The organism is Pseudarthrobacter sp. MM222 (assembly GCF_947090775.1).
Classification (GTDB): domain Bacteria; phylum Actinomycetota; class Actinomycetes; order Actinomycetales; family Micrococcaceae; genus Arthrobacter.
The window spans coordinates 1608342-1626706 of record NZ_OX352321.1 but is presented as its reverse complement, the minus strand read 5'-3'; the positions used below and the strand labels follow the sequence as shown (position 1 = coordinate 1626706).

Annotated in this window: 19 protein-coding genes and 1 tRNA gene; 5 read left to right on the top strand and 15 right to left on the bottom strand. The window is 66.2% G+C overall.

Annotated features, from left to right (window positions below; genetic code table 11):
• The first annotated feature begins 128 nt into the window (after nt 1-128).
• Nucleotides 129-950, top strand: a complete 822-nt coding sequence (locus OM977_RS07375) for a ParA family protein (RefSeq protein ID WP_264356839.1) — start codon at nt 129-131, stop codon at nt 948-950.
• A 107-nt stretch (nt 951-1057) separates the two neighbouring features.
• Here OM977_RS07375 and OM977_RS07370 read toward each other — a convergent pair whose 3' ends face one another.
• The 5 genes from OM977_RS07370 to gcvH form a co-directional block, all read right to left on the bottom strand.
• Nucleotides 1058-1654, bottom strand: coding sequence for a MerR family transcriptional regulator (locus OM977_RS07370; RefSeq protein WP_264356838.1), 597 nt, complete (start codon nt 1652-1654; stop codon nt 1058-1060).
• Nucleotides 1655-1925: 271 nt separating this feature from the next.
• A complete protein-coding gene (locus OM977_RS07365) occupies nt 1926-2429 on the bottom strand; it encodes a bifunctional nuclease family protein (protein WP_264356837.1) in 504 nt (167 codons plus the stop codon).
• Nucleotides 2429-3145 (bottom strand): transcriptional regulator FtsR, encoded by a 717-nt coding sequence (gene ftsR / locus OM977_RS07360; RefSeq protein WP_264356836.1) that lies wholly within the window; start codon nt 3143-3145, stop codon nt 2429-2431. Before ftsR ends, OM977_RS07365 begins: the two co-directional genes overlap by 1 nt.
• Nucleotides 3146-3168: 23 nt before the next feature.
• Complete coding sequence (locus tag OM977_RS07355) at nt 3169-3645, bottom strand: FHA domain-containing protein (RefSeq protein ID WP_264356835.1); 477 nt, start codon at nt 3643-3645, stop codon at nt 3169-3171.
• A gap of 132 nt (nt 3646-3777) precedes the next feature.
• On the bottom strand, nt 3778-4164 hold the full coding sequence (gene gcvH / locus OM977_RS07350) for a glycine cleavage system protein GcvH (protein WP_264356834.1): 387 nt from the start codon (nt 4162-4164) through the stop codon (nt 3778-3780).
• A gap of 193 nt (nt 4165-4357) precedes the next feature.
• On the opposite strand from gcvH, the gene OM977_RS07345 reads away from it, so the two are divergent.
• Together OM977_RS07345 and OM977_RS07340 are read left to right on the top strand one after the other, a co-directional pair.
• Complete coding sequence (locus OM977_RS07345; RefSeq protein WP_264356833.1) at nt 4358-5227, top strand: Fpg/Nei family DNA glycosylase; 870 nt, start codon at nt 4358-4360, stop codon at nt 5225-5227.
• Between the two features lie 27 nt (nt 5228-5254).
• On the top strand, nt 5255-5860 hold the full coding sequence (locus tag OM977_RS07340) for an adenylate kinase (RefSeq protein WP_264356832.1): 606 nt from the start codon (nt 5255-5257) through the stop codon (nt 5858-5860).
• Between the two features lie 56 nt (nt 5861-5916).
• Here the strand turns inward: OM977_RS07340 and OM977_RS07335 are convergent.
• From OM977_RS07335 to OM977_RS07290, 10 genes are all read right to left on the bottom strand, one after another.
• A tRNA-Pro gene (locus OM977_RS07335) sits at nt 5917-5993 on the bottom strand.
• A gap of 150 nt (nt 5994-6143) precedes the next feature.
• Nucleotides 6144-7694, bottom strand: a complete 1551-nt coding sequence (gene der / locus OM977_RS07330; protein WP_264356831.1) for a ribosome biogenesis GTPase Der — start codon at nt 7692-7694, stop codon at nt 6144-6146.
• On the bottom strand, nt 7691-8428 hold the full coding sequence (locus OM977_RS07325; protein ID WP_264356830.1) for a lysophospholipid acyltransferase family protein: 738 nt from the start codon (nt 8426-8428) through the stop codon (nt 7691-7693). The genes der and OM977_RS07325 overlap by 4 nt, the downstream gene beginning before the upstream one ends.
• Entirely contained in the window at nt 8421-9164 is a 744-nt protein-coding gene (gene cmk / locus OM977_RS07320; RefSeq protein WP_264356829.1) for a (d)CMP kinase, read from the bottom strand. The genes OM977_RS07325 and cmk overlap by 8 nt, the downstream gene beginning before the upstream one ends.
• Nucleotides 9164-10273, bottom strand: coding sequence for a prephenate dehydrogenase (locus tag OM977_RS07315; protein ID WP_264356828.1), 1110 nt, complete (start codon nt 10271-10273; stop codon nt 9164-9166). The genes cmk and OM977_RS07315 overlap by 1 nt, the downstream gene beginning before the upstream one ends.
• A gap of 4 nt (nt 10274-10277) precedes the next feature.
• Complete coding sequence (locus tag OM977_RS07310) at nt 10278-11567, bottom strand: pseudouridine synthase (RefSeq protein ID WP_264356827.1); 1290 nt, start codon at nt 11565-11567, stop codon at nt 10278-10280.
• Between the two features lie 112 nt (nt 11568-11679).
• Nucleotides 11680-12249, bottom strand: a complete 570-nt coding sequence (gene scpB, locus OM977_RS07305; protein WP_264357344.1) for an SMC-Scp complex subunit ScpB — start codon at nt 12247-12249, stop codon at nt 11680-11682.
• 116 nt (nt 12250-12365) lie between these two features.
• Nucleotides 12366-13262, bottom strand: a complete 897-nt coding sequence (locus OM977_RS07300) for a segregation and condensation protein A (protein WP_442960706.1) — start codon at nt 13260-13262, stop codon at nt 12366-12368.
• A gap of 8 nt (nt 13263-13270) precedes the next feature.
• Entirely contained in the window at nt 13271-14170 is a 900-nt protein-coding gene (locus tag OM977_RS07295; RefSeq protein ID WP_264356826.1) for a ParA family protein, read from the bottom strand.
• Nucleotides 14171-14484: 314 nt separating this feature from the next.
• Nucleotides 14485-15837 carry a cation:dicarboxylate symporter family transporter gene (locus OM977_RS07290; RefSeq protein ID WP_264356825.1) on the bottom strand — a complete coding sequence of 451 codons (1353 nt, stop codon included), beginning with the start codon at nt 15835-15837 and terminating at the stop codon, nt 14485-14487.
• Between the two features lie 139 nt (nt 15838-15976).
• Here OM977_RS07290 and OM977_RS07285 point away from each other — a divergent pair, with 139 nt between their 5' ends.
• Together OM977_RS07285 and OM977_RS07280 are read left to right on the top strand one after the other, a co-directional pair.
• Entirely contained in the window at nt 15977-17647 is a 1671-nt protein-coding gene (locus OM977_RS07285) for a sensor histidine kinase (protein WP_264356824.1), read from the top strand.
• Entirely contained in the window at nt 17644-18363 is a 720-nt protein-coding gene (locus OM977_RS07280; RefSeq protein ID WP_264356823.1) for a response regulator, read from the top strand. Before OM977_RS07285 ends, OM977_RS07280 begins: the two co-directional genes overlap by 4 nt.
• The last annotated feature ends 2 nt before the right edge of the window (nt 18364-18365 follow it).

The window sequence follows — 18365 nt, the reverse complement described above, 5'->3', positions numbered from 1 at the left end:
AGACTGGAATCGACGGACGGTCAACATATGATGAGGGTGTGGGTGGCGCATGCTCGCCCCGGCTCCTTAGAACGCAGGAGCCGGCAGGACCCCGTCCCGGCAACCGGCGTTAGGTATTGGTTTTTCACGTGCAAGTAGTCAGCATCAGCAGCCTCAAAGGCGGTGTCGGTAAGACATCGGTGACCACCGGATTGGCGTCCGCAGCGATGGCCGCCGGCATCCCCACCCTCGTCGTCGACCTTGACCCCCATGCGGATGCGAGCACTGCCCTAGGAGTCCGGCCGACGGACCAGCTGGATATCGGCAGGATGCTCAAGGCACCCCGGCGCGCGCGCCTGGCCGAGAACGTCGTTCCCAGCGGCTGGGTGGAGCGGGCGGGAAACAACGGCTCCGCCCCCGCCGTACTGGATGTTGCCGTCGGTTCCGCCTACACCGGCATCTACGACCGGCCGGACCTTGGCCGCCGCGACCTGCGCCGGCTCTCCGCGGTGCTGGCCGGAGCCAGCGGCTACGAGCTGGTTCTGGTTGACTGCCCGCCGTCACTGAACGGACTCACCAGGATGGCCTGGTCCGCCAGCGACAAAGTCACCCTGGTGGCAGAACCCGGGCTTTTCTCCGTTGCCGGCACGGAGCGCACGATGCGGGCGATCCAGCTGTTCCGCAAGGAATTCGCCCCGAACCTGACCCCTGCGGGCATTGTCGCCAACCGGGTGCGCAGCGGTTCCGCCGAGCACACCTTCAGGCTGTCGGAGATGCAGTCCATGTTCGGTGACCTGCTTCTCGCCCCGCACATCCCGGAACAGGCCAACTGGCAGCAGATCCAGGGCGCTGCCCACTCCATTCACCACTGGCCCGGCGACTCGGCAAAGAACGCCGCGGCGCTGTTCGATGCGCTGCTGGCGAGCCTGCTGAAGTCCACCGGCAGCGTCCGCAACCGCAGCCAGCGTTAGGCCCGCTTCCGGCATCTGCGCCTGGACAGGCAGCAGCCGGGGACAGACAACAAAGGCCGCCTTCCGAAAGAAGGCGGCCTTTGCTGTGTGTGTCTGGGTTATCCAGGTCAGCCGGTCTTACGGGTGGCCCGGCGCTTGCTGAGTTCGTCGTCGGGGAAGGACTGGACCGCGGCGTGTTCGCTGGGAAGCGCCGCGAGGCTGCCCTCGACTTCACGCCAGACCCTGCCCACGGCAATACCAAAGACTCCCTGTCCGCCCTGCACGAGATCGATGACCTCGTCAGCCGAGGTGCACTCATAGACGCTGGCGCCGTCGCTCATCAGCGTGATCTGGGCCAGATCCTCGACGCCACGTTCGCGCAGGTGTTCAACGGCCGTGCGGATTTGCTGGAGTGAGACGCCCGTATCCAGGAGCCGCTTGACGACTTTGAGGACCAGGATGTCCCGGAAGCCATAGAGCCGCTGCGAGCCCGATCCGGCGGCACCGCGCACGGCGGGTTCAACGAGCCCGGTCCGGGCCCAGTAGTCCAGTTGGCGGTAGGTGATGCCGGCGGCCTTGCAAGCGGTGGGCCCGCGATAGCCCGCGTCTTCGTCCAGGACGGGAAGATCCTCGGTGAACAGCAGACCCTGGGCACCGCTGGCGGGTACGGCTACGCCAGCCGTCGAGGGGTGCTTGAGCTCGCCCGCTTCGCCTTTCGGACTCACGTGGATCCTCCTTGTCATGGCTCCCCGAGGGAAGGTGCAGCATCACCGGTCAGCTGACCGGCTGAGTTACCAACACACGGAGCAAAGATCATCCGTGTAATTAGCCGGGCTGCACATTCCAGTGTGACTTGCGCGGCTGTTGTATGCAATGGGAACTTGTACCTCCGACGTTAGGCCCGCCGAAGCCCAAGGTCAAAGACGTTCGGCTTATTCGGGGGGCGTGTCGAAAGTTTCATCCTCGACTTTAACCTTAACGGAGGCTGTTACCGGCTCAGCCGGCGAAGTCCTCGGGTTCGACGTCGTCGAGGAACTCGCGGAAGCGCCGCAGCTCGCCTTCTTCATCCACGGCCGGGCCGGGGTGGGTATCCTCGCCCTCGTCGTGTTCGGTGATGCGGACGCCGGCCTCGTCCATGACGGCGTCGGCGCACCAGATCCGGCATTTTGCGCGCAGCGCGAGGGCCAGCGCATCGGACGCCCGGGAGCTGACGGTGGTGCCGTTCTCGAACTGGAGCTGGCCATAGAAGATGTTGTCTTCCACCGCCACGATGTTGACACTGACGATGTTGTGCCCCAGGGACTCCACGACGTCCACCAGCAGGTCGTGGGTCATGGGCCGCGGCGGGACCACACCCTGCTGGGCCAGGGCAATGGCGCTGGCTTCCGGGGTGCCGATCCAGATCGGCACGTGGCGTTCCCCGTGGATCTCCTTAAGCAGGACCAGCGGCTGGTTGGACGGCAACTCGATCCGCACGCCTACAATCTCCACCTCGATCATCAGATGTCCATTCTCGAAATGCGGTCCTGGACCAGGGCCCGGTGCAGCGAGAGGCACAGCTCGCTAAGTTCCCGCGCAGCCTCGGCGGCGCGGGCCTGGGAGGCGGCGTCCTTCCGCGAGGTCAGGGTCGCCACCGCACGCTCCACGAGGCCGAATTCACGGTCGGCGGCTGCCTGGAAGGGCCGCAGGTGACGTGGTTCCAGGCCGTGGGTCTCCAACTGCACGCAGGCGCGGGCCACCTGGAGGGCATTTTCGTCGAACTTGCCGTTGACGTGTCCGATCAGGCCATAGCTCAACAGCGACTCAAGCAGGGGAACGCTGGCACCGGACTCGGTGCGGAGCTGTTCTTCGCTCAGCCGCCGCACCCGGTTCTGCAGCTCGGAGGCCAGTTCCGCGGACACGATCCGTGGAGAGACCGTGACGCCCGGGGGCAGGTTGTCCGGGCGTTCGCCGCGGTCGATCGCGTCAAGGTAGTCCTTGATGACCTTCAGCGGGAGGTATTGGTCGCGCTGCAAGGACAGCACGAAGCGCAGGCGCTCGACGTCGCTCTCCGCGTACTGCCGGTACCCGGCGGGTGTCCGCTGCGGGTTGATGAGGCCCTTTTCCTCAAGGAACCGGATCTTCGACGCGGTCATGTTAGGGAAATCGTCGCTCAGTTGAGCCAGGACTTCCCCGATGTTCAGGACCTGGGGTCCGCGCCGTTCCGCTTGTGCCATTGCCACAGGCAGCTACCCCGGAATCAGTTGTTGCCTGCTGCGCGGGCAGGGCTCAGGTAGAAGGTGAGGCGGAACTTCCCGATCTGCACTTCGTTGCCGGACTTCAGCTCAACGCTGTCGACGCGGTCATGATTTACGTAAGTGCCGTTCAAGCTTCCGGTGTCCACAACTTCGAAGCTGCGTGCCGTGCGGCGGAATTCGACGTGGCGGCGTGAAACCGTGACGTCGTCGAGGAAAATATCGGCGTCCGGGTGGCGGCCCGCCGTCGTGATATCTGAATCCAGCAGGAAGCGTGCGCCGCTATTCGGCCCGGAGTGGGCGATCAGCAGGGCGGAACCAAACGGCAACGACTCGACGGCCGTCCGCTCGTCGGCGGAAACCTTCGGAGGGATGGTGGGTTCGTCGCGCACCGGGGTGAGGTTGATCGACGTGGTCTCCGAAGCTTTCACTCCACGCGCGCCGCGACGGTCACCTGTGGCGTTCCGTTCGTGCCCAAACATTGAATCCTCCATTCGTTGCAGGTGTCCCGCCTGCAAACAACGCATGCCGTCCGGAAATGCCTGGCAGATCCGGTACGGCCCCGGGCGGGCCGTCGATCTAATTGCAACGGCCCGGCCCGTAGACCGTTTCCTTTAGCCTACCTGTTGTTCGTACTCCGACGCACTGAGGAGCGACTCGACGGCGTCGGGCTCGGCCAGCTTGATTTCAATCAGCCAGCCCTCGCCGTACGGATCCGAGTTGATCAGGGCCGAATCCGTATCCAGCGACTCGTTCCGGGACACCACTTCGCCCGAGACGGGGGCGTAGATGTCGCTCACACTCTTGGTGGATTCGACTTCGCCGACGACGTCGTTTGCCTTGATCGCGGTGCCTACTTCGGGCATCTGGGCGTAGACGACGTCCCCGAGGGCGTCCTGGGCAAAATCGGTGATGCCCACGCGCACGACTCCGTCGGCGTTCGGGGCCGAAACCCACTCGTGTTCTGCGGTGTAGGACAGCTCTTCGGGAATGATGCTCATGACGGGCCTTTCATCGGGTCAATCACCAATGTCACGGCGGCCAATCGAACTGCCCGCCGCTGAAAGTATAGGCAGATGCGGCCGGCGCCCGGGAGGACTCTGCCATGATGGTGCCATGACAGAACTTGCACAGGCAGCCGTTCTGAAAAGAGACGTGCGGGGCCTCGACAGCAAAGCCGATCAAGGCTAAGCCATGCCCGAGCTTCCGGAAGTGGCGGCCCTGACGGACTTTCTCGACGAGCACCTGCGCGGAGCCGCCGTCACAAAGATCCAGATCGCCTCGGTAGCGGTGCTCAAGACGGCCGATCCCCCGTTCTCCGAACTTGAGGGCCGGGCAGTGACCGGAGTCCGCCGCTTCGGCAAGTTCATCAGCATGGAGGCCGACGGGCTGTATTTTGTTTTCCACCTGGCGAGGGCCGGCTGGGTCCGCTTCACCGAGACCCCCACTGACATCCAGCTGAAAATGGGCAAGGGACCCATCGCGGTGCGGCTGTCATTCTCCGGCGCGTCCGGCCCGCTCGGCGTGGACCTGACAGAGGCGGGCACGAAAAAGGGCCTCGCGGTCTATGTGGTCCGGGACCCGCACGACGTTCCCGGCATCGCGGCGCTGGGACCAGATCCCTTCAGTCCAGGATTCGACGTCGATACCCTGGTGCAGATCCTTGGGTCCAGCTCCCAGCAGGTGAAGGGCCTGCTGCGGAGCCAGAGCGTGATCGCCGGCATCGGAAACGCCTACAGCGACGAGATCCTGCACGCAGCCAGGACATCACCCTTCGCGACTGCCAAGTCCCTGGACCGAAACGCGGTCCAGGGCCTATATGACGCCATCCACGGCATTTTGGGGACCGCCCTGCAGGACGCCCAGGGCAAGGCGCCGTCGGAACTCAAGGACGCCAAGCGCAGCCACATGAGAGTTCACGCCCGGACCGGCGAGGCCTGCCCGGTATGCGGGGACACGGTCCGGGAGGTCTCCTTCGCCGACACCGCCCTGCAGTATTGTCCGACGTGCCAGACGAAGGGAAAGATCCTGGCCGACCGCCGGACGTCAAAGTTCCTGAAATAGGGAGATGTCTCAACAGGGAGTGTCTCAATGATGCGAATGCTGATTATGGGCCCGCCGGGGTGCGGCAAGGGCACCCAGGCCGAACGGTTGTCCCGGCGCCTCGGCATGACCGGAGTGTCCACTGGCGAGGTCTTCCGCGACCACGTGAAGAACCGGACGCCGCTCGGCCGGGAAGTCAGCGTGCATCTGGACGCGGGCGACCTGGTGCCCGACACCCTGACGAACCGGGTGGTGCGTGATCGCCTGAACCAGGATGACGTCAGGGCCGGGTTCCTTTTGGACGGGTATCCCCGAAACACGGCGCAACTGGCTGAACTCGACATCATCCTTGCCGCCAACGGGCAGGAGCTGGACGTTGCACTCCAATTGACGGTTGACGATCCCGAACTCGTCCGCCGTCTGCTGCACCGCGCCACCATGACCGGACGTAGCGACGATACCGAGGACGTGATCCGGCACCGCCTGGAGCTATACCACCATGAGACCGAGCCCGTGGCCGCAGCCTACTCACGGCGCGGGATCCTCCTGAGCGTCGACGGCATGGGAAGCGAGGATGAGATCTTCGGCCGGCTGCTTGCGGCGCTCCGCGCAGCTTTCCCCGCGGCCATCCCCGATACCACCACGGCCGGTTAACAGCAAAAGGCCGCCTCCGGATTTCTCCGGAAGCGGCCTTTAGCCTGTGTCTTTGTTGGTCGGGCTGACAGGATTTGAACCTGCGACCCCTTGACCCCCAGTCAAGTGCGCTACCAAGCTGCGCTACAGCCCGTCAGTTCCGCCGTTCTCCGCCTCGATGTTATCTCCCGTATATCCAGGACATTCCATCTCTGCAGTCCGGCCGAACCACCTCCAAAAGCTTACACGATCCCGGAGGGTGCCTGTGACATTTTCAAGCCGTCACCGGTCAGGTGTGTCGAAATTAACGCTTCTTTCCGCGCTTTTCGCGGACGCGCATGTTGACCTCGATCGGAGTGCCCTCGAAACCGAAGGTCTCACGGAGCCGGCGCGTGATGAAGCGGCGGTAGCCCGGGTCCAGGAAACCGGTGGTGAACAGGACGAACTTCGGCGGACGGCTGGAGGCCTGCGTGCCGAACAGGATGCGGGGCTGCTTGCCGCCGCGGACCGGGTGCGGGTGCGCCGCGACCAGTTCGCCCAGGAACGCGTTGAGGCGTCCGGTCGGAATGCGCTTGTCCCAGCTTTCCAGCGCGGTGTCCAGGGCAGGGACCAGCTTGTCCTTGTGCCAACCGGTCAGCGCCGAAATGTTGACTCGCGGGGCCCACGCCACGTGGGCCAGGTCCTGCTCGATCTCCCGCTCCAGGTAGGTGCGGCGTTCGTCGTCGAGCAGGTCCCACTTGTTGAACGCGAGGACCATTGCCCGGCCCGATTCGATGGCCAGCTGCAGGATGCGGACGTCCTGCTCGCTCAGCACTTCGTCCACGGCGAGCAGTACGACGGCGACCTCGGCCTTTTCGAGCGCACTCTGGGTACGCAGCGAGGCGTAGAAGTCGGCGCCCTGAGCCATGTGCTGGCGGCGGCGGATGCCGGCGGTGTCGACGAAGCGCCAGGTGCGGCCGCCGAGTTCAATGAACTCATCGACCGGGTCCCGGGTGGTGCCGGCGGTGTTGTCCACCACCACGCGCTCGGAACCGGCGAGCTTGTTCAGCAGCGAGGACTTGCCGACGTTCGGCCGGCCGATTAGCGCGATGCGGCGCGGGCCGCCGGAGCGTTCCAGCCCTTCGATGGTCGAGAACTCGGGCAGCGTGTCCATGACGTGGTCCAGCAGGTCGGCAACGCCGCGGCCGTGGAGCGCCGAGACCGGGTACGGCTCGCCGAAGCCGAGGCCCCAGAGCGTGGCCGAGTCGGCTTCCTGCGCGAAGTCATCCACCTTGTTGGCCACAATGATGACCGGCTTCTTGGACTTGCGCAGCATCTTCACGACGGCTTCGTCCGTGGCGGTCGCGCCGACGGCGGAGTCGACGACGAACAGCACGGCGTCGGCGAGTTCCACGGCCATCTCGGCCTGTTCGGCGACACGGGCGTGGATGCCGCGGGCGTCGTGCTCCCAGCCGCCGGTGTCGACGACGGTGAAGTTCCGGCCGTTCCAGGTGGCCGAGTACATGACGCGGTCACGGGTGACGCCGGGGGTGTCTTCCACCACGGCTTCGCGGCGTCCGAGGATGCGGTTGACCAGGGTGGACTTGCCCACGTTGGGACGGCCGATGATGGCGAGGACGGGATCCAGTTTGACCGGACCGTCGAAGTCCTCGTCGTCGTAGTGGCCACTCAGGAGGGCGGCGTCTTCCTCGTCGAGATCGTAGTCGTCCAGGCCCGCCCGGAGCGAAGCCGCTCGGATCTCCGCTTCCTCATCGTCCAGGGCGGCAAGATGCTCTGCCACCTGGTCCGTGCCGGTGGGCGTGTATTCGTCTTCGCCGGCGCCAAAGTTGCCGGAGGTTTGAGTCGTATCGCTCATTGCACATTCCTTAGGTGGTGATCTGCCGGCGTCCCGGCTACTGCTTCATGACGTTCTTGCGGGGAATCCGCGTCGGGCAAGGGCTGCCCGCTGCCGGTGATGGAATCCTGGACATGGCGGGCCAGCGCGGCGCGGATCTCGGTTCCCGCCCTGTCCATTGAATCACGGCCGGTCTCGCCGGGACGGCGGCTCACATTCAAGGCTCCGCCGAAGCTGACATGCAGCCGCCGGCGCGGGCGGGGAACGGCATCCAGGTCCTCGCCGCTGACCCTGGTGCCGAGGATGGCCACGGGAACCACGGTGGCACCGGAGTTCAGCGCAAGCCAGGCGACACCGTTGCTGATGGCGGAGGCTTCGCCGCTCCCCCGTGTTCCCTCGGGGAGGATGCCGACGCAGCGGCCGGCCTCGAGCACGCGACGGGCCATGTGCAGGGCGGCACGGTCACCCGCGCGGTCAACGGCGAGCTGGCCCGAGGCGGTGAGCACCCGGCCCAGGAAGCCGGTGAACAGTTCCTTCTTGACCAGGATGTGCATCGGCCGGGGTGCGGCGCCGAACATGACCGGACCGTCCAGGAAACTGATGTGGTTTCCGGCGAAGATCACCGGTCCGGAGGCCGGGACGTTGGCCCGCCCCGTTACCGAAGTGCGGTAGACGACGTGGTCCAGGAGCCAGCCCACGGGCCGGCTCCAGGTTGTCGTCCACCGTCCCGGCAGTGCCGGTTGCGGCTCAGTCAAGGTTGGTGACCTTGTGGTTGCTGACTTTGTGGTTGATGACGCTGTCAACGATGCCGAGGGCGGCGTCGACGGTTTGCGTGAAGTCCAGGTCCGAGGAGTCCAGGGTGACGACGCCGTCGGCGGCCTGCGTGAAGTTCACCACAGTGGAGTCCTTGGCGTCGCGCTGGGTCACCTGGGCGGCGAGCTGCTCGGCGTTCTGGCTGCCGCCCAGCTGGATGCCCCGGCGGCGCAGGCGCGCTTCCTCGCTCGCGGTGAGCAGCATCCGTACTTCGGCGTGCGGCGCCACGACAGTGGTGATGTCCCGCCCCTCGACCACCATGCGGCGGTGGTGCAGTTCGATCATCTCCCGCTGGCGGCGGATCAGTTCGGTGCGGGCACCGAGGGTGGTGGCCACGGCACTCACGGCCGCGGAGATCTCCGGCTCCCGGATGGCGAGCGTAATGTCGACGCCGCCCACGCGGACGTACTCGTCCTGCGGGCTTGTGCTGATCTCCAGCGGCAGGTTCTCCGCTGCGGCCTCAACCGCGGCGCCGTCTTCGAGGTCCGTGCCGGAATCCAGGCAGAACCAGGTCAGGGCGCGGTACATGGCGCCGGTGTCGAGGTAGGCAAGCCTGAGCCGCCGCGCGACTTCCTTGCTGACGCTGGACTTGCCCGATCCGGACGGGCCGTCGATCGCCACGACAAGGCTCTTACCGGGGCGGACAACGTCCACCGTTTCTATGATTTCCTGTGTCATTACTGGAGTACCCGCCATCCGCGGTCGTTGAGGGCTTCGATTAATAGGTCATGCTTGTTGGGCAGGACGGAGATCTCCACCATGCCCACGTTCTGTCCCGAGGAATGGTCCAGGCGGAGGTCCTCGAGGTTAACGCCGATCTCGCCGATCTCCGTGAGGAGCCGGGCGATCTGGCCCGGGGTGTCATCCACCAGGACCGTCAGCCAGGAGTAGGCTTGCGGCGGTCCGCCATGCTTGCCCGGAATCCGGGACTGCCCGGCGTTGCCTTCGCTGATCAGCTGGGCCAGGTCAAGCCGGGCGCCGGGGGCGGTCGGGTTTTCCAGCGTGCCGATCAGGCGGTTCAGGTCTTCGCGGACCCCGTGCAGGATCCCGACGAGCTTGTCCGCGTTCGCACCCAGGATCTGGACCCAGAGCGTGGGATCGCTCGCGGCGATGCGGGTCACGTCCCGCAGGCCGTTCCCGGAGAGGGACAGCGCGTGCAAGGGAGTGCCCTGCAGCCGGCTGGCCACGAGCGAGGACATGATCTGGGGCAGGTGGGAGACAAGCGCCACGGCCTCGTCGTGTTCTTCGGCGGAGAATTCGGATACGACGGCGCCAAGGTCTGTCGCGAGGGCGCGGGCGGCCTGCAAAGCCACGGGGGAGGTTTCCGCAGCGGGACAAAGTACCCAGGGCATCGAGGTGAACAGTTCACCGCGGGCGGCTACCGGGCCTGACTTCTCCCGGCCTGCCATGGGGTGGGTCCCGACATAACGGCCGAGGTCTGTGCCCCGGCCGCGGAGCTCCGCCTGGATGTCCGCCTTGACGCTGGCGATGTCGACGACGGTCGCGTCCGGGTAGTCCTGCAAAGCCTGGGCGACGACGTCCGCAGTGACGTCCGGCGGGGCGGCGACCACGACGAGTTCAGGCCGTTCTGCGTCCAGGCGCGCCAAGGGCAGGCCGGCGCCGATATCGACGGCGACGGCCTGGTTGGTGGGCGAGGGATCGGAGAGGAACACGGACACGCCGCGGCCCCGCAGCCCCAGCCCGATGCTGGTGCCCAGGAGCCCAGTCCCGATGACCACGACCGGGCCATTCAGGTGGCCCCGGCCGTGGGTGCGGAAAGCAGACATACCTTTACAGCCCTACGGATGCCAGCAGGTGACCGACTTCCTGCTTGCCGAGGTTGCGGATGCTGCCCTGGCGCTGGTCTCCCAGGCCAATGGGCCCGACCTTGACGCGGACCAGGCGCAGAACCGGGAAGCCGACGGCGTCGAAGAGGCGCCGGACGATGCGGTTCTTGCCCGAGTGCAGGACGACCTCGATCAGCACGTGGCCCGGAGTCGAGTCGACGAGCTTGAAGGAGTCCACCGAGGCGAAGCCGTCCTCAAGTTCAACGCCGGCCTTGAGCTGGGCGCCGATGCCCTGCGGGAACGGCCCGCGGACCTGCACGAGGTAGGTCTTGGGCACTTCGTAGGAGGGGTGCGTGAGGCGGTTGGCGAGTTCGCCGTCGTTTGTCAGCAGCAGCAGGCCCTCGGTGGCGACGTCGAGCCGGCCCACGTGGAAGAGCCGTTCGCCGTGGCTGTTGCGGACGAAGTCGCTGATGCAGGGGCGGCCGTCCGGGTCTTCCATGGTGGAGACGACACCCTTGGGCTTGTTGAAGACCATGTAGACCATGTTCTCGTCCAGCTGGATGCGGAGTCCGTCCACGTGGACCACGGCGGTCTTCGGATCGACGCGGACGCCGAGCTCGGTGACGACCTGGCCGTCGACCTCGACGCGGCCTTCGGCGATCATTTCCTCGCAGACGCGCCGCGAGGCGACGCCGGCCGACGCCATGACCTTCTGAAGGCGGATGCCGTCCTGGTCATGCAGGTCGGACTGGGGCACCTCGGCGCGGGGTCCGCGCTTGCGGGCCGGCCGGCGCACGGGGCCGAGGTTCTGGCCGAAGCGTTCGCTGCCGAAGGCGCGGGCGGCAGCGGTCTTGGGTGCGCCGGTGCGCGGCTTGGGCTTGAGCGCACCGGGGGTGCCGGGGTCCTTGCCGAAGCCGGGCTTCCGGGCGCCGGGCTTGCGGGCGGCTGCCTTGCCGGTAAAGCCGCTGGGTTTCCGGTCGCCGGAAGCCGGCCGGTCGGTGGGTGCTCCGCCCGGGCCCTGCAGATCCGGATCGATGAAGGCCTCTTCGCGAGGCTTCGGGTGCTTGAAGGGGCGGTCTCCCCCGCCCTTGAAACCGGCTCCCGCGCCGCGGCTTGCGCCGCCCTGGGAATTGCGGCCGGCGCCGCCTTGTGCAGGGCGCCCGGCGCCCTGTGCGCCACGGCCGAAGCCTGGCGCTGAATTTTGTCCGGCGCTGTTTTTTCCAGCGCTGTTGTTTCCAGCACCGTTGCGTCCCGAACCGTTACGTGGTGAACCCTGGCGTCCCGCCTGTGTCATGACCCGTCCTTCGTTTGTGTTGACCGGCGCTGCTTGTCTCCCGACAATGCCCGCCAGCTCGGGCAAAATGCTTCTGCCCTCGTGGATACTCGTGCGCAGGCAGTCTTGCTGCCTACATTCTTCCTGCGTCGTAGAACTCTTCGATACCTTCGAGCCCCGGAAGATGGGGTGAAAGCTGCGGTAATTCCGCCACCGAGCCGATTCCCATACGTTCCAGGAAATACGACGTCGTGCGGTACAGGATGGCTCCGGACTCGGGATCTGTTCCCGAATCCTCAATCAGCCCCCGCTGCGTCAGCGTCCGCACGACAGAGTCAACGTTGACTCCTCGAATTGCAGACACCCGCGCCCTTGATACGGGCTGGCGGTAAGCGATGACGGCGAGCGTTTCGAGCGCCGCCTGCGTCAGCCTGGCCGTCTGTCCTTCCAGTACGAAACCGCCGACGATATCGGCGAATTCAGCCCGGGAATAGATCCGCCAGCCTCCGGCGATATTCCGCAATTCAAAACCCCGGGCGGTGGAGCTGAAACCGTTGCTGCTGGCTTCGTCCACATCCGGGGCATTAACAGTATAACCGTTATACTCCCGCTGCAGGTCCGCGAGCAGCCCTTCGACGACGTCGACCGTCAGATTCAGACCCGCCGCCAGCCCGGCGGCAGTGGCGGGTTCGTCGATTACCATCAGCACCGCCTCCAGCGCCGCGCGGGCGCCGCCCGGCAGACTGGCGAGGTCCGGGCCGTCGTCCTCGGCCCCGGACTGTGGCGGCTCGGTCCGAACCGGCTCGAAAGGCGTGTTCCTCAAGGCTGTTCCTCGTATTCTTCACTCAGGTTCTCGCTGCTCCACATCTCCGACCCGGCCGTCCAGTGGACGGTCAGGTCCCCCAGCGGCAGCAGCTGGTCGAAGGAGACGGCGCGGTCCCGGAACATCTCCAGCAGCGCCAGGAACCGGGCCACCACGACCAGGGAGGACTCGGCGTCGGCGATGAGCGCCCGGAAGGTCAGCGGGTTGCCCAGCCGCAGGCGGCGGCCGAGCAGTTCGGCCTGCTCCTTGACGCTGACGGGGCTTCCGTGGAGATGCGCCAGCCCTACCTCGGTCGGGGCGGCTTCCTTGGGCTTGAGCGCCGTCTCGGCCAGGGCGGCGAACTGTTGCGGGGTATGCCGCCAGATGAGTTCCGGCAGAAGCGCGGAGAAGTGCTCCTCGAGTGCCACCTGGCGCGGAAACCGGCGGCCTTCGAGCTCGAGCGTGGAACCCATCATGCCGGCGACCTGCTTGAAGGCCTTGTACTGCAGCAGCCGGGCGAAGATCAGGTCACGGGCTTCCAGCAGCGCGATGTCCTCCTCGTCCTCGACCTCGCCGGCGGGAAGCAGCCGGGCCGCTTTGAGGTCCAGCAGGGTCGCGGCGATGACCAGGAATTCGCTGGCCTCATCCAGGGCCCATTCCTCGCCAAGCGCCTGCAGGCCCTTGATGTATCTGATGAATTCATCGGTGACCGTGGCGAGGGCCACTTCGGTGATGTCCAGCTGGTGCTTGGATATCAGGCCCAGCAGGAGGTCGAAGGGGCCGGTGAAGTTGGCCAGCCGGACTTCAAAGCCCGGTTTCTTCACCGGTGCGTCCGCCGCGCTGCCCAGCTCCGCCGGTGCATTCAGCTCTGCCGGTGCATTCAGCTCCGCTGTGGGAGCGCCCGCCTCTGCCACGGACCTGGCTAGGGCGCGCCGCCGCGCGAAATAAGCTCTTTGGCGAGGTTGCGGTAGGCGTCGGCGCCGATGTGGTTGCCCGCGTAGCTGGTGATGGGCTCGGCCGCCACGGTGGCATCGGCAAACTTGATGGAACGCTTGATGACAGTTTCGAAGACTTTGTCGCCGAAGGCCTCCACAAGGCGGGAGATGACCTCCCTGCTGTGCAGCGTGCGGGCGTCGTACATGGTGGCGAGCACGCCGTCGACCTGCAGCCGCGGGTTCAGGCGGTCCTGGACCTTGTCGATGGTCTCAACAAGTAGAGCCACCGCGCGCAGGGCGAAGAACTCGCAGATCAGCGGAATGATGACGCCGTGGGCGGCCGTCAGCGCGTTGACGGTGAGCAGGCCGAGCGAGGGCTGGCAGTCAATGAGGACGACGTCGTAATCGTCCTCGACCTTCTTCAGTGCACGGTCAAGCACCTGTTCGCGGGCCACCTCATTGACCAGCTGGACCTCCGCGGCCGAGAGGTCGATATTGGCCGGCAGCAGGTCCACGTTTTCGACGCCGGTCTTGTGGATGGCATCGCGGATATCGACCTTGCGGTCCATCAGGACGTTGTAGACCGTGAGATCGAGTTCGTGGGGGTTGATGCCCAGCCCGGCCGACAGCGCCCCCTGCGGGTCGAAGTCGACAAGCAGCACCCGGCGGCCGTATTCGGCCAGGGCGGCGGCGAGGTTGATGGTGGACGTGGTCTTACCCACCCCGCCCTTCTGGTTGACCATCGCGATCACCCGTGCAGGGCCGTGGGATGACAGCGGCGCTGGCTCCGGAAAGTCGCGGTAGGGCCGCCCGGTGGGACCCATGACGGCGTCTTCCAGATCGAGTTCGGTGCCTTCCAGAGTTGCTGAACCCTGTTCGCTGCTCACGTATCTATCCACACTTTCGATGACGGTGATTGTGGTGCTTGATGCTGCTGACTGCCTGATATAGCTGCTTGATATACCTGCGCTGGACTTCCAGCGCCGATCTTATTCCTCCCAAGGTTACAGCGCCCCACACGGTATTCAACGGACCTTGACAGCCGCCATTGTTTGAGCCTTGACCCTCTGGTTGAGGTCGAGGGTTGCTGTGGAGGCGCGAAAAACCGCCCGGACGCGCTCTGCGTGTCCGGGCGGTTTTCTGTTGAACTACTGCGGGCCTAACCGGCTGCCCCGCGTCGGGGCTACGGCGTTACCGCAGGTCAGGCGGTGGCGGGGGCCGGCTGGGCCGGCGCTGCGGCCTCGTGGTGCATGCCGTGAGCCAGCATGGTCTGCTCGTCGAACGGTTCCTCGCCGGACAGCACCCGCTCAACCTGGTCGCCGTCGATCTCCTTGACCCAGGTGCCGATCAGGACCGTGGCCACGGCGTTGCCGGTGAAGTTGGTCAGGGCACGGGCCTCGGACATGAACCGGTCGATGCCGACGATCATGCCGACGCCGCCGAGCAGTTCCGGCTTGTGGGCCTGGAGGCCCGCTGCCAGAGTGGCCAGGCCGGCGCCGGTGACACCGGCCGCACCCTTGGAGGCGATGATCATGAAGATCAGCAGCGAAACCTGCGCACCCAGATCCAGCGGCGTGCCCATGGCGTTGGCGACGAACAGTGACGCCATGGTCAGGTAGATGGCGGTGCCGTCCAGGTTGAAGGAGTAGCCGGTCGGAACCGTGACGCCGACAACCGGCTTGGAGACACCGAGGTGTTCGAGCTTGGCGATGAGGCGCGGCAGCGCGGCTTCCGAGGACGAGGTGGAGAAGATGAGGAGGTATTCACGGGCCAGGTACTTCATGAGCCGGAAGATGTTGATGCCGGCCACGACCTGCAGCAATCCGCCGAGGATCACAACAATGAAGAGTGCGCAGGTGATGTAGAAGGCCAGCATGAGGGTGAACATGCTGACGATCGCCTGGAAACCGGTGGCGCCGACCACCGCGGCGATGGCGCCGAACGCACCGACGGGGGCCGCCCACATGATCATGATGAGGATACGGAACACGAGAGCCTGGCCATGGCCAATGGCCTTGAGGATCGGAGCGCCCTGCGGGCCCATCTTCTGGAGGGCGAAGCCGACCAGGATCGCAGCGAAGAGCGTCGGCAGCACGGGTATGTCGCCCGGAATGATACCCAGCAGGAAGTCGACGGTGCTGTCGGTGGCCGCCTTCTTGTTGGGGTCGTACGGGGTCAGGTTCAGCCCCTCGCCCGGGTGGATCAGGTTGCCCACGACCAGTCCGATGGCCAGTGCAAAGGTGGACATGACGATGAAGTAGCCCAGGGCCAGTCCGCCGACCATTCCGACCGTGGCGGCCTTCGCGATCGATCCGATGCCCAGCACGATGGTGCAGAAAATGATGGGCGCGATCATCATCTTGATCAGTTTGATGAAGCCGTCACCGAGCGGCTTGAGGGACTTGCCGACCTCGGGGAACAACAGGCCCACGAGGGCACCGAGGATCACGGCCACGATGACCGCTATGTACAGGTAATGGGACTTGTCCAGCCCCTTGCGCTTCTTGACCGTCGTCGCGGCCGGTGCCGTCGACTCTCCTCGTTGAGAGGCCATCGTGTTCTCCTTGGATAGGCTGGACGTCGGTGCTGCACAGGCTGTGGGCCCATCACGTCCGTTCTGCGTGTAAGTCCATCATTGGAGATGGAGTGACGCGCATCACCGTTGCGTTCATATTGGTCATGGAAGGGTGTTGATGATCCACCGCTGGAGCATCGCCCGCAGGCTCTTTGTTGCCCACTTGCTGTTCATGGTGGCCCTGACGGCCATCGTCGGCACGGCCACGTTCGTGGACGCGCGCGATCATGCCTATGAGGAGGCCGGCCGCCGCATGGCCGGCATCGCCGTCTCAGTGGCCGACACCCCCTTCGTGCTCGAGGCGGCGAGCGCCGCCGATCCGTCTGCGCTGCTCCAGCCCTACGCCCTGGACGTCATGGAGGATGCCGACGCGGACTTCATTACGATCATGGCCCCGGACCGGACCCGGTGGACCCACCCCCGGGACGAGGAGCTGGGCAGGCCGTATATCGGGTCGATCGAGGACGCCCTCAACGGCGAGGTGTTCACTGAGATCACCGCCGGGACCCTGGGCCCCTCGGTCCGCACGATTGCCCCGGTCAAGGATGCGGACGGCACAGTGCGGGCACTCGTTGCGGCTGGAGTTACGGTCCGCACCGTGGACATCGCCCTCTCCGGCAGGCTGCCCGCGCTCGTGGCCATCGGACTGGCCCTGCTCGCGGGCGGGTCGGTGGCATCGTGGTTACTGGAGCGGTACCTGCAGCGGGTCACCCGCGGCTGGGGTCCCGAGCAGCTGGCCCAGCTCTTCGCGTACTACGAATCCGTGCTGCATTCCGTCCGCGAGGGCGTGATCCTGATCGACTCCCGCGGCAAGGTGGTCATGTACAACGACCAGGCCGCCGAGCTGCTCGGGCTGACGAAGCGATCATCCAACGGCGGGACGGAAGGAAGCGCCGGGAGCAATGGCGATTCAGCCGCGGGCGGGAGCCAGCCGGCGCCGTCGATCGCGGAGCTTCCGCTGGCACCCAGCCTCAAGGAACTCTTTGAATCGGGGCGGACGGCGCTCGATGAGATCCACCTGACCGGCTCCCGGATCCTGGTCGTCAACCAGGGCCCGGCCGTGGGCCCTGGTTCGGCGGCGGGCCGGCAACGCGCGGCGGTCTTCGGCACCGTGGCCACCATCCGGGACCGCACCGAAATCGAGTCGCTTGGCAGCGAACTTGAAACCATGCGGACCCTCTCCGACGCCCTACGCGCCCAGACCCACGAGCACGCCAACCGGCTCCACACCATCGTCTCGCTGATGGAACTGGGAAGGGCGCCGGAGGCCCTGGACTTCGCCACCAAGGACCTGGAGCTCAGCCAGCGGCTGACGGATGACCTGGTGAGCTCCATCGAGGAACCCGTTCTTGGCGCGCTCATCATGGGCAAGGCAGCCGAAGCGCACGAACGGGGCGTGGAACTGATCCTGAACACCGGCGGCTCAACGGCTGTGACCGGACTGGCCGTCCAGGATCTCGTCGCCATCCTCGGAAACCTGCTGGACAACGCCATCGATGCCGCGGCCGAGGCGCCGGCGCCCAGGCTGGTGGAGCTGACCGTCGGGACCACGGGGTCGGCCCTCGTGATCGCGGTGGAGGACAGCGGCGCCGGAATTGATCCCGACGCCGTGGAGGACGTCTTCCGCCACGGCTTCAGCACCAAGACGCCGGGGCCGTTCGGGCGGGGGCTGGGCCTGGCCCTGGTCCGCCAGGCGGTGCAGCGCCTGGGCGGTACGATGACAATCACCAGCCCGGCAGGGGCTTTGTTCCGTGTCACGCTGCCGGTCACGGAAGAGGAAAAGCCATGAGCGACATCCGAGTCCTCGTCGTCGAGGACGAGCCGATTGCCGCAGCGGCCCACGCCGCGTACATCGACAGGCTGGACGGTTTCACCCTGGCCGGCTCCGCGCCCGACGGGCAGTCCGCACTGCGCCTGCTGACCGAATTTGCGGCGGCCGGCACGCCCGTGGAGCTGGTGCTGCTGGACATGAACCTCCCGGACCTGCACGGGCTCGACATCGCTCGACGGATGCGGGCGTCGGGACTTTACGTCGACATCATCGCCATCACCGCCGTCCGGGAGCTGAACATTGTCCGCAGCGCGGTGGCCACGGGGGTGGTCCAGTACCTCATCAAGCCGTTCACCTACGCGACCTTCGCGGACAAACTCGCCAGCTACCGGCAGTTCCGGCAGCAGCTGGCCTCCCCCGGCACCGGGCTCCCCGGGGCCGGCGCTTCCCAAAGCGATGTGGACCAGGCGTTTGCGAGCCTGCGGGCGCCGTCCGAGTTGCCGCTGCCCAAGGGCCTTGCCGTGTCCACGCTGGAATCCGTGCAGGACTTTCTCAAACTGCAGACCGGCGCGGTCTCCGCCAGCGAGGTGATGGAGGCGCTCGGCATGTCCCGCGTGACCGCCCGCCGCTACCTCGAGTATCTCGCCGACGCCGGAACGGTCTCACGCACGGCGCGCTACGGCGCGCCCGGCCGGCCCGAGAACGAATACCGCTGGACCCGGCCGCCGTCGTAAGC

Bases quoted from the DNA above. Each gene is read 5' to 3' on its own strand.
- OM977_RS07365 (WP_264356837.1), bottom strand. From the start codon at position 2,429: ATGATCGAGGTGGAGATTGTAGGCGTGCGGATCGAGTTGCCGTCCAAC.
- ftsR (WP_264356836.1), bottom strand. From the start codon at position 3,145: ATGGCACAAGCGGAACGGCGCGGACCCCAGGTCCTGAACATCGGGGAA.
- OM977_RS07355 (WP_264356835.1), bottom strand. From the start codon at position 3,645: ATGTTTGGGCACGAACGGAACGCCACAGGTGACCGTCGCGGCGCGCGT.
- gcvH (WP_264356834.1), bottom strand. From the start codon at position 4,164: ATGAGCATCATTCCCGAAGAGCTGTCCTACACCGCAGAACACGAGTGG.
- OM977_RS07345 (WP_264356833.1), top strand. From the start codon at position 4,358: ATGCCCGAGCTTCCGGAAGTGGCGGCCCTGACGGACTTTCTCGACGAG.
- OM977_RS07340 (WP_264356832.1), top strand. From the start codon at position 5,255: ATGATGCGAATGCTGATTATGGGCCCGCCGGGGTGCGGCAAGGGCACC.
- der (WP_264356831.1), bottom strand. From the start codon at position 7,694: ATGAGCGATACGACTCAAACCTCCGGCAACTTTGGCGCCGGCGAAGAC.
- cmk (WP_264356829.1), bottom strand. From the start codon at position 9,164: ATGACACAGGAAATCATAGAAACGGTGGACGTTGTCCGCCCCGGTAAG.
- OM977_RS07315 (WP_264356828.1), bottom strand. From the start codon at position 10,273: ATGTCTGCTTTCCGCACCCACGGCCGGGGCCACCTGAATGGCCCGGTC.
- OM977_RS07310 (WP_264356827.1), bottom strand. From the start codon at position 11,567: ATGACACAGGCGGGACGCCAGGGTTCACCACGTAACGGTTCGGGACGC.
- scpB (WP_264357344.1), bottom strand. From the start codon at position 12,249: ATGGTAATCGACGAACCCGCCACTGCCGCCGGGCTGGCGGCGGGTCTG.
- OM977_RS07290 (WP_264356825.1), bottom strand. From the start codon at position 15,837: ATGGCCTCTCAACGAGGAGAGTCGACGGCACCGGCCGCGACGACGGTC.
- OM977_RS07285 (WP_264356824.1), top strand. From the start codon at position 15,977: ATGATCCACCGCTGGAGCATCGCCCGCAGGCTCTTTGTTGCCCACTTG.
- OM977_RS07280 (WP_264356823.1), top strand. From the start codon at position 17,644: ATGAGCGACATCCGAGTCCTCGTCGTCGAGGACGAGCCGATTGCCGCA.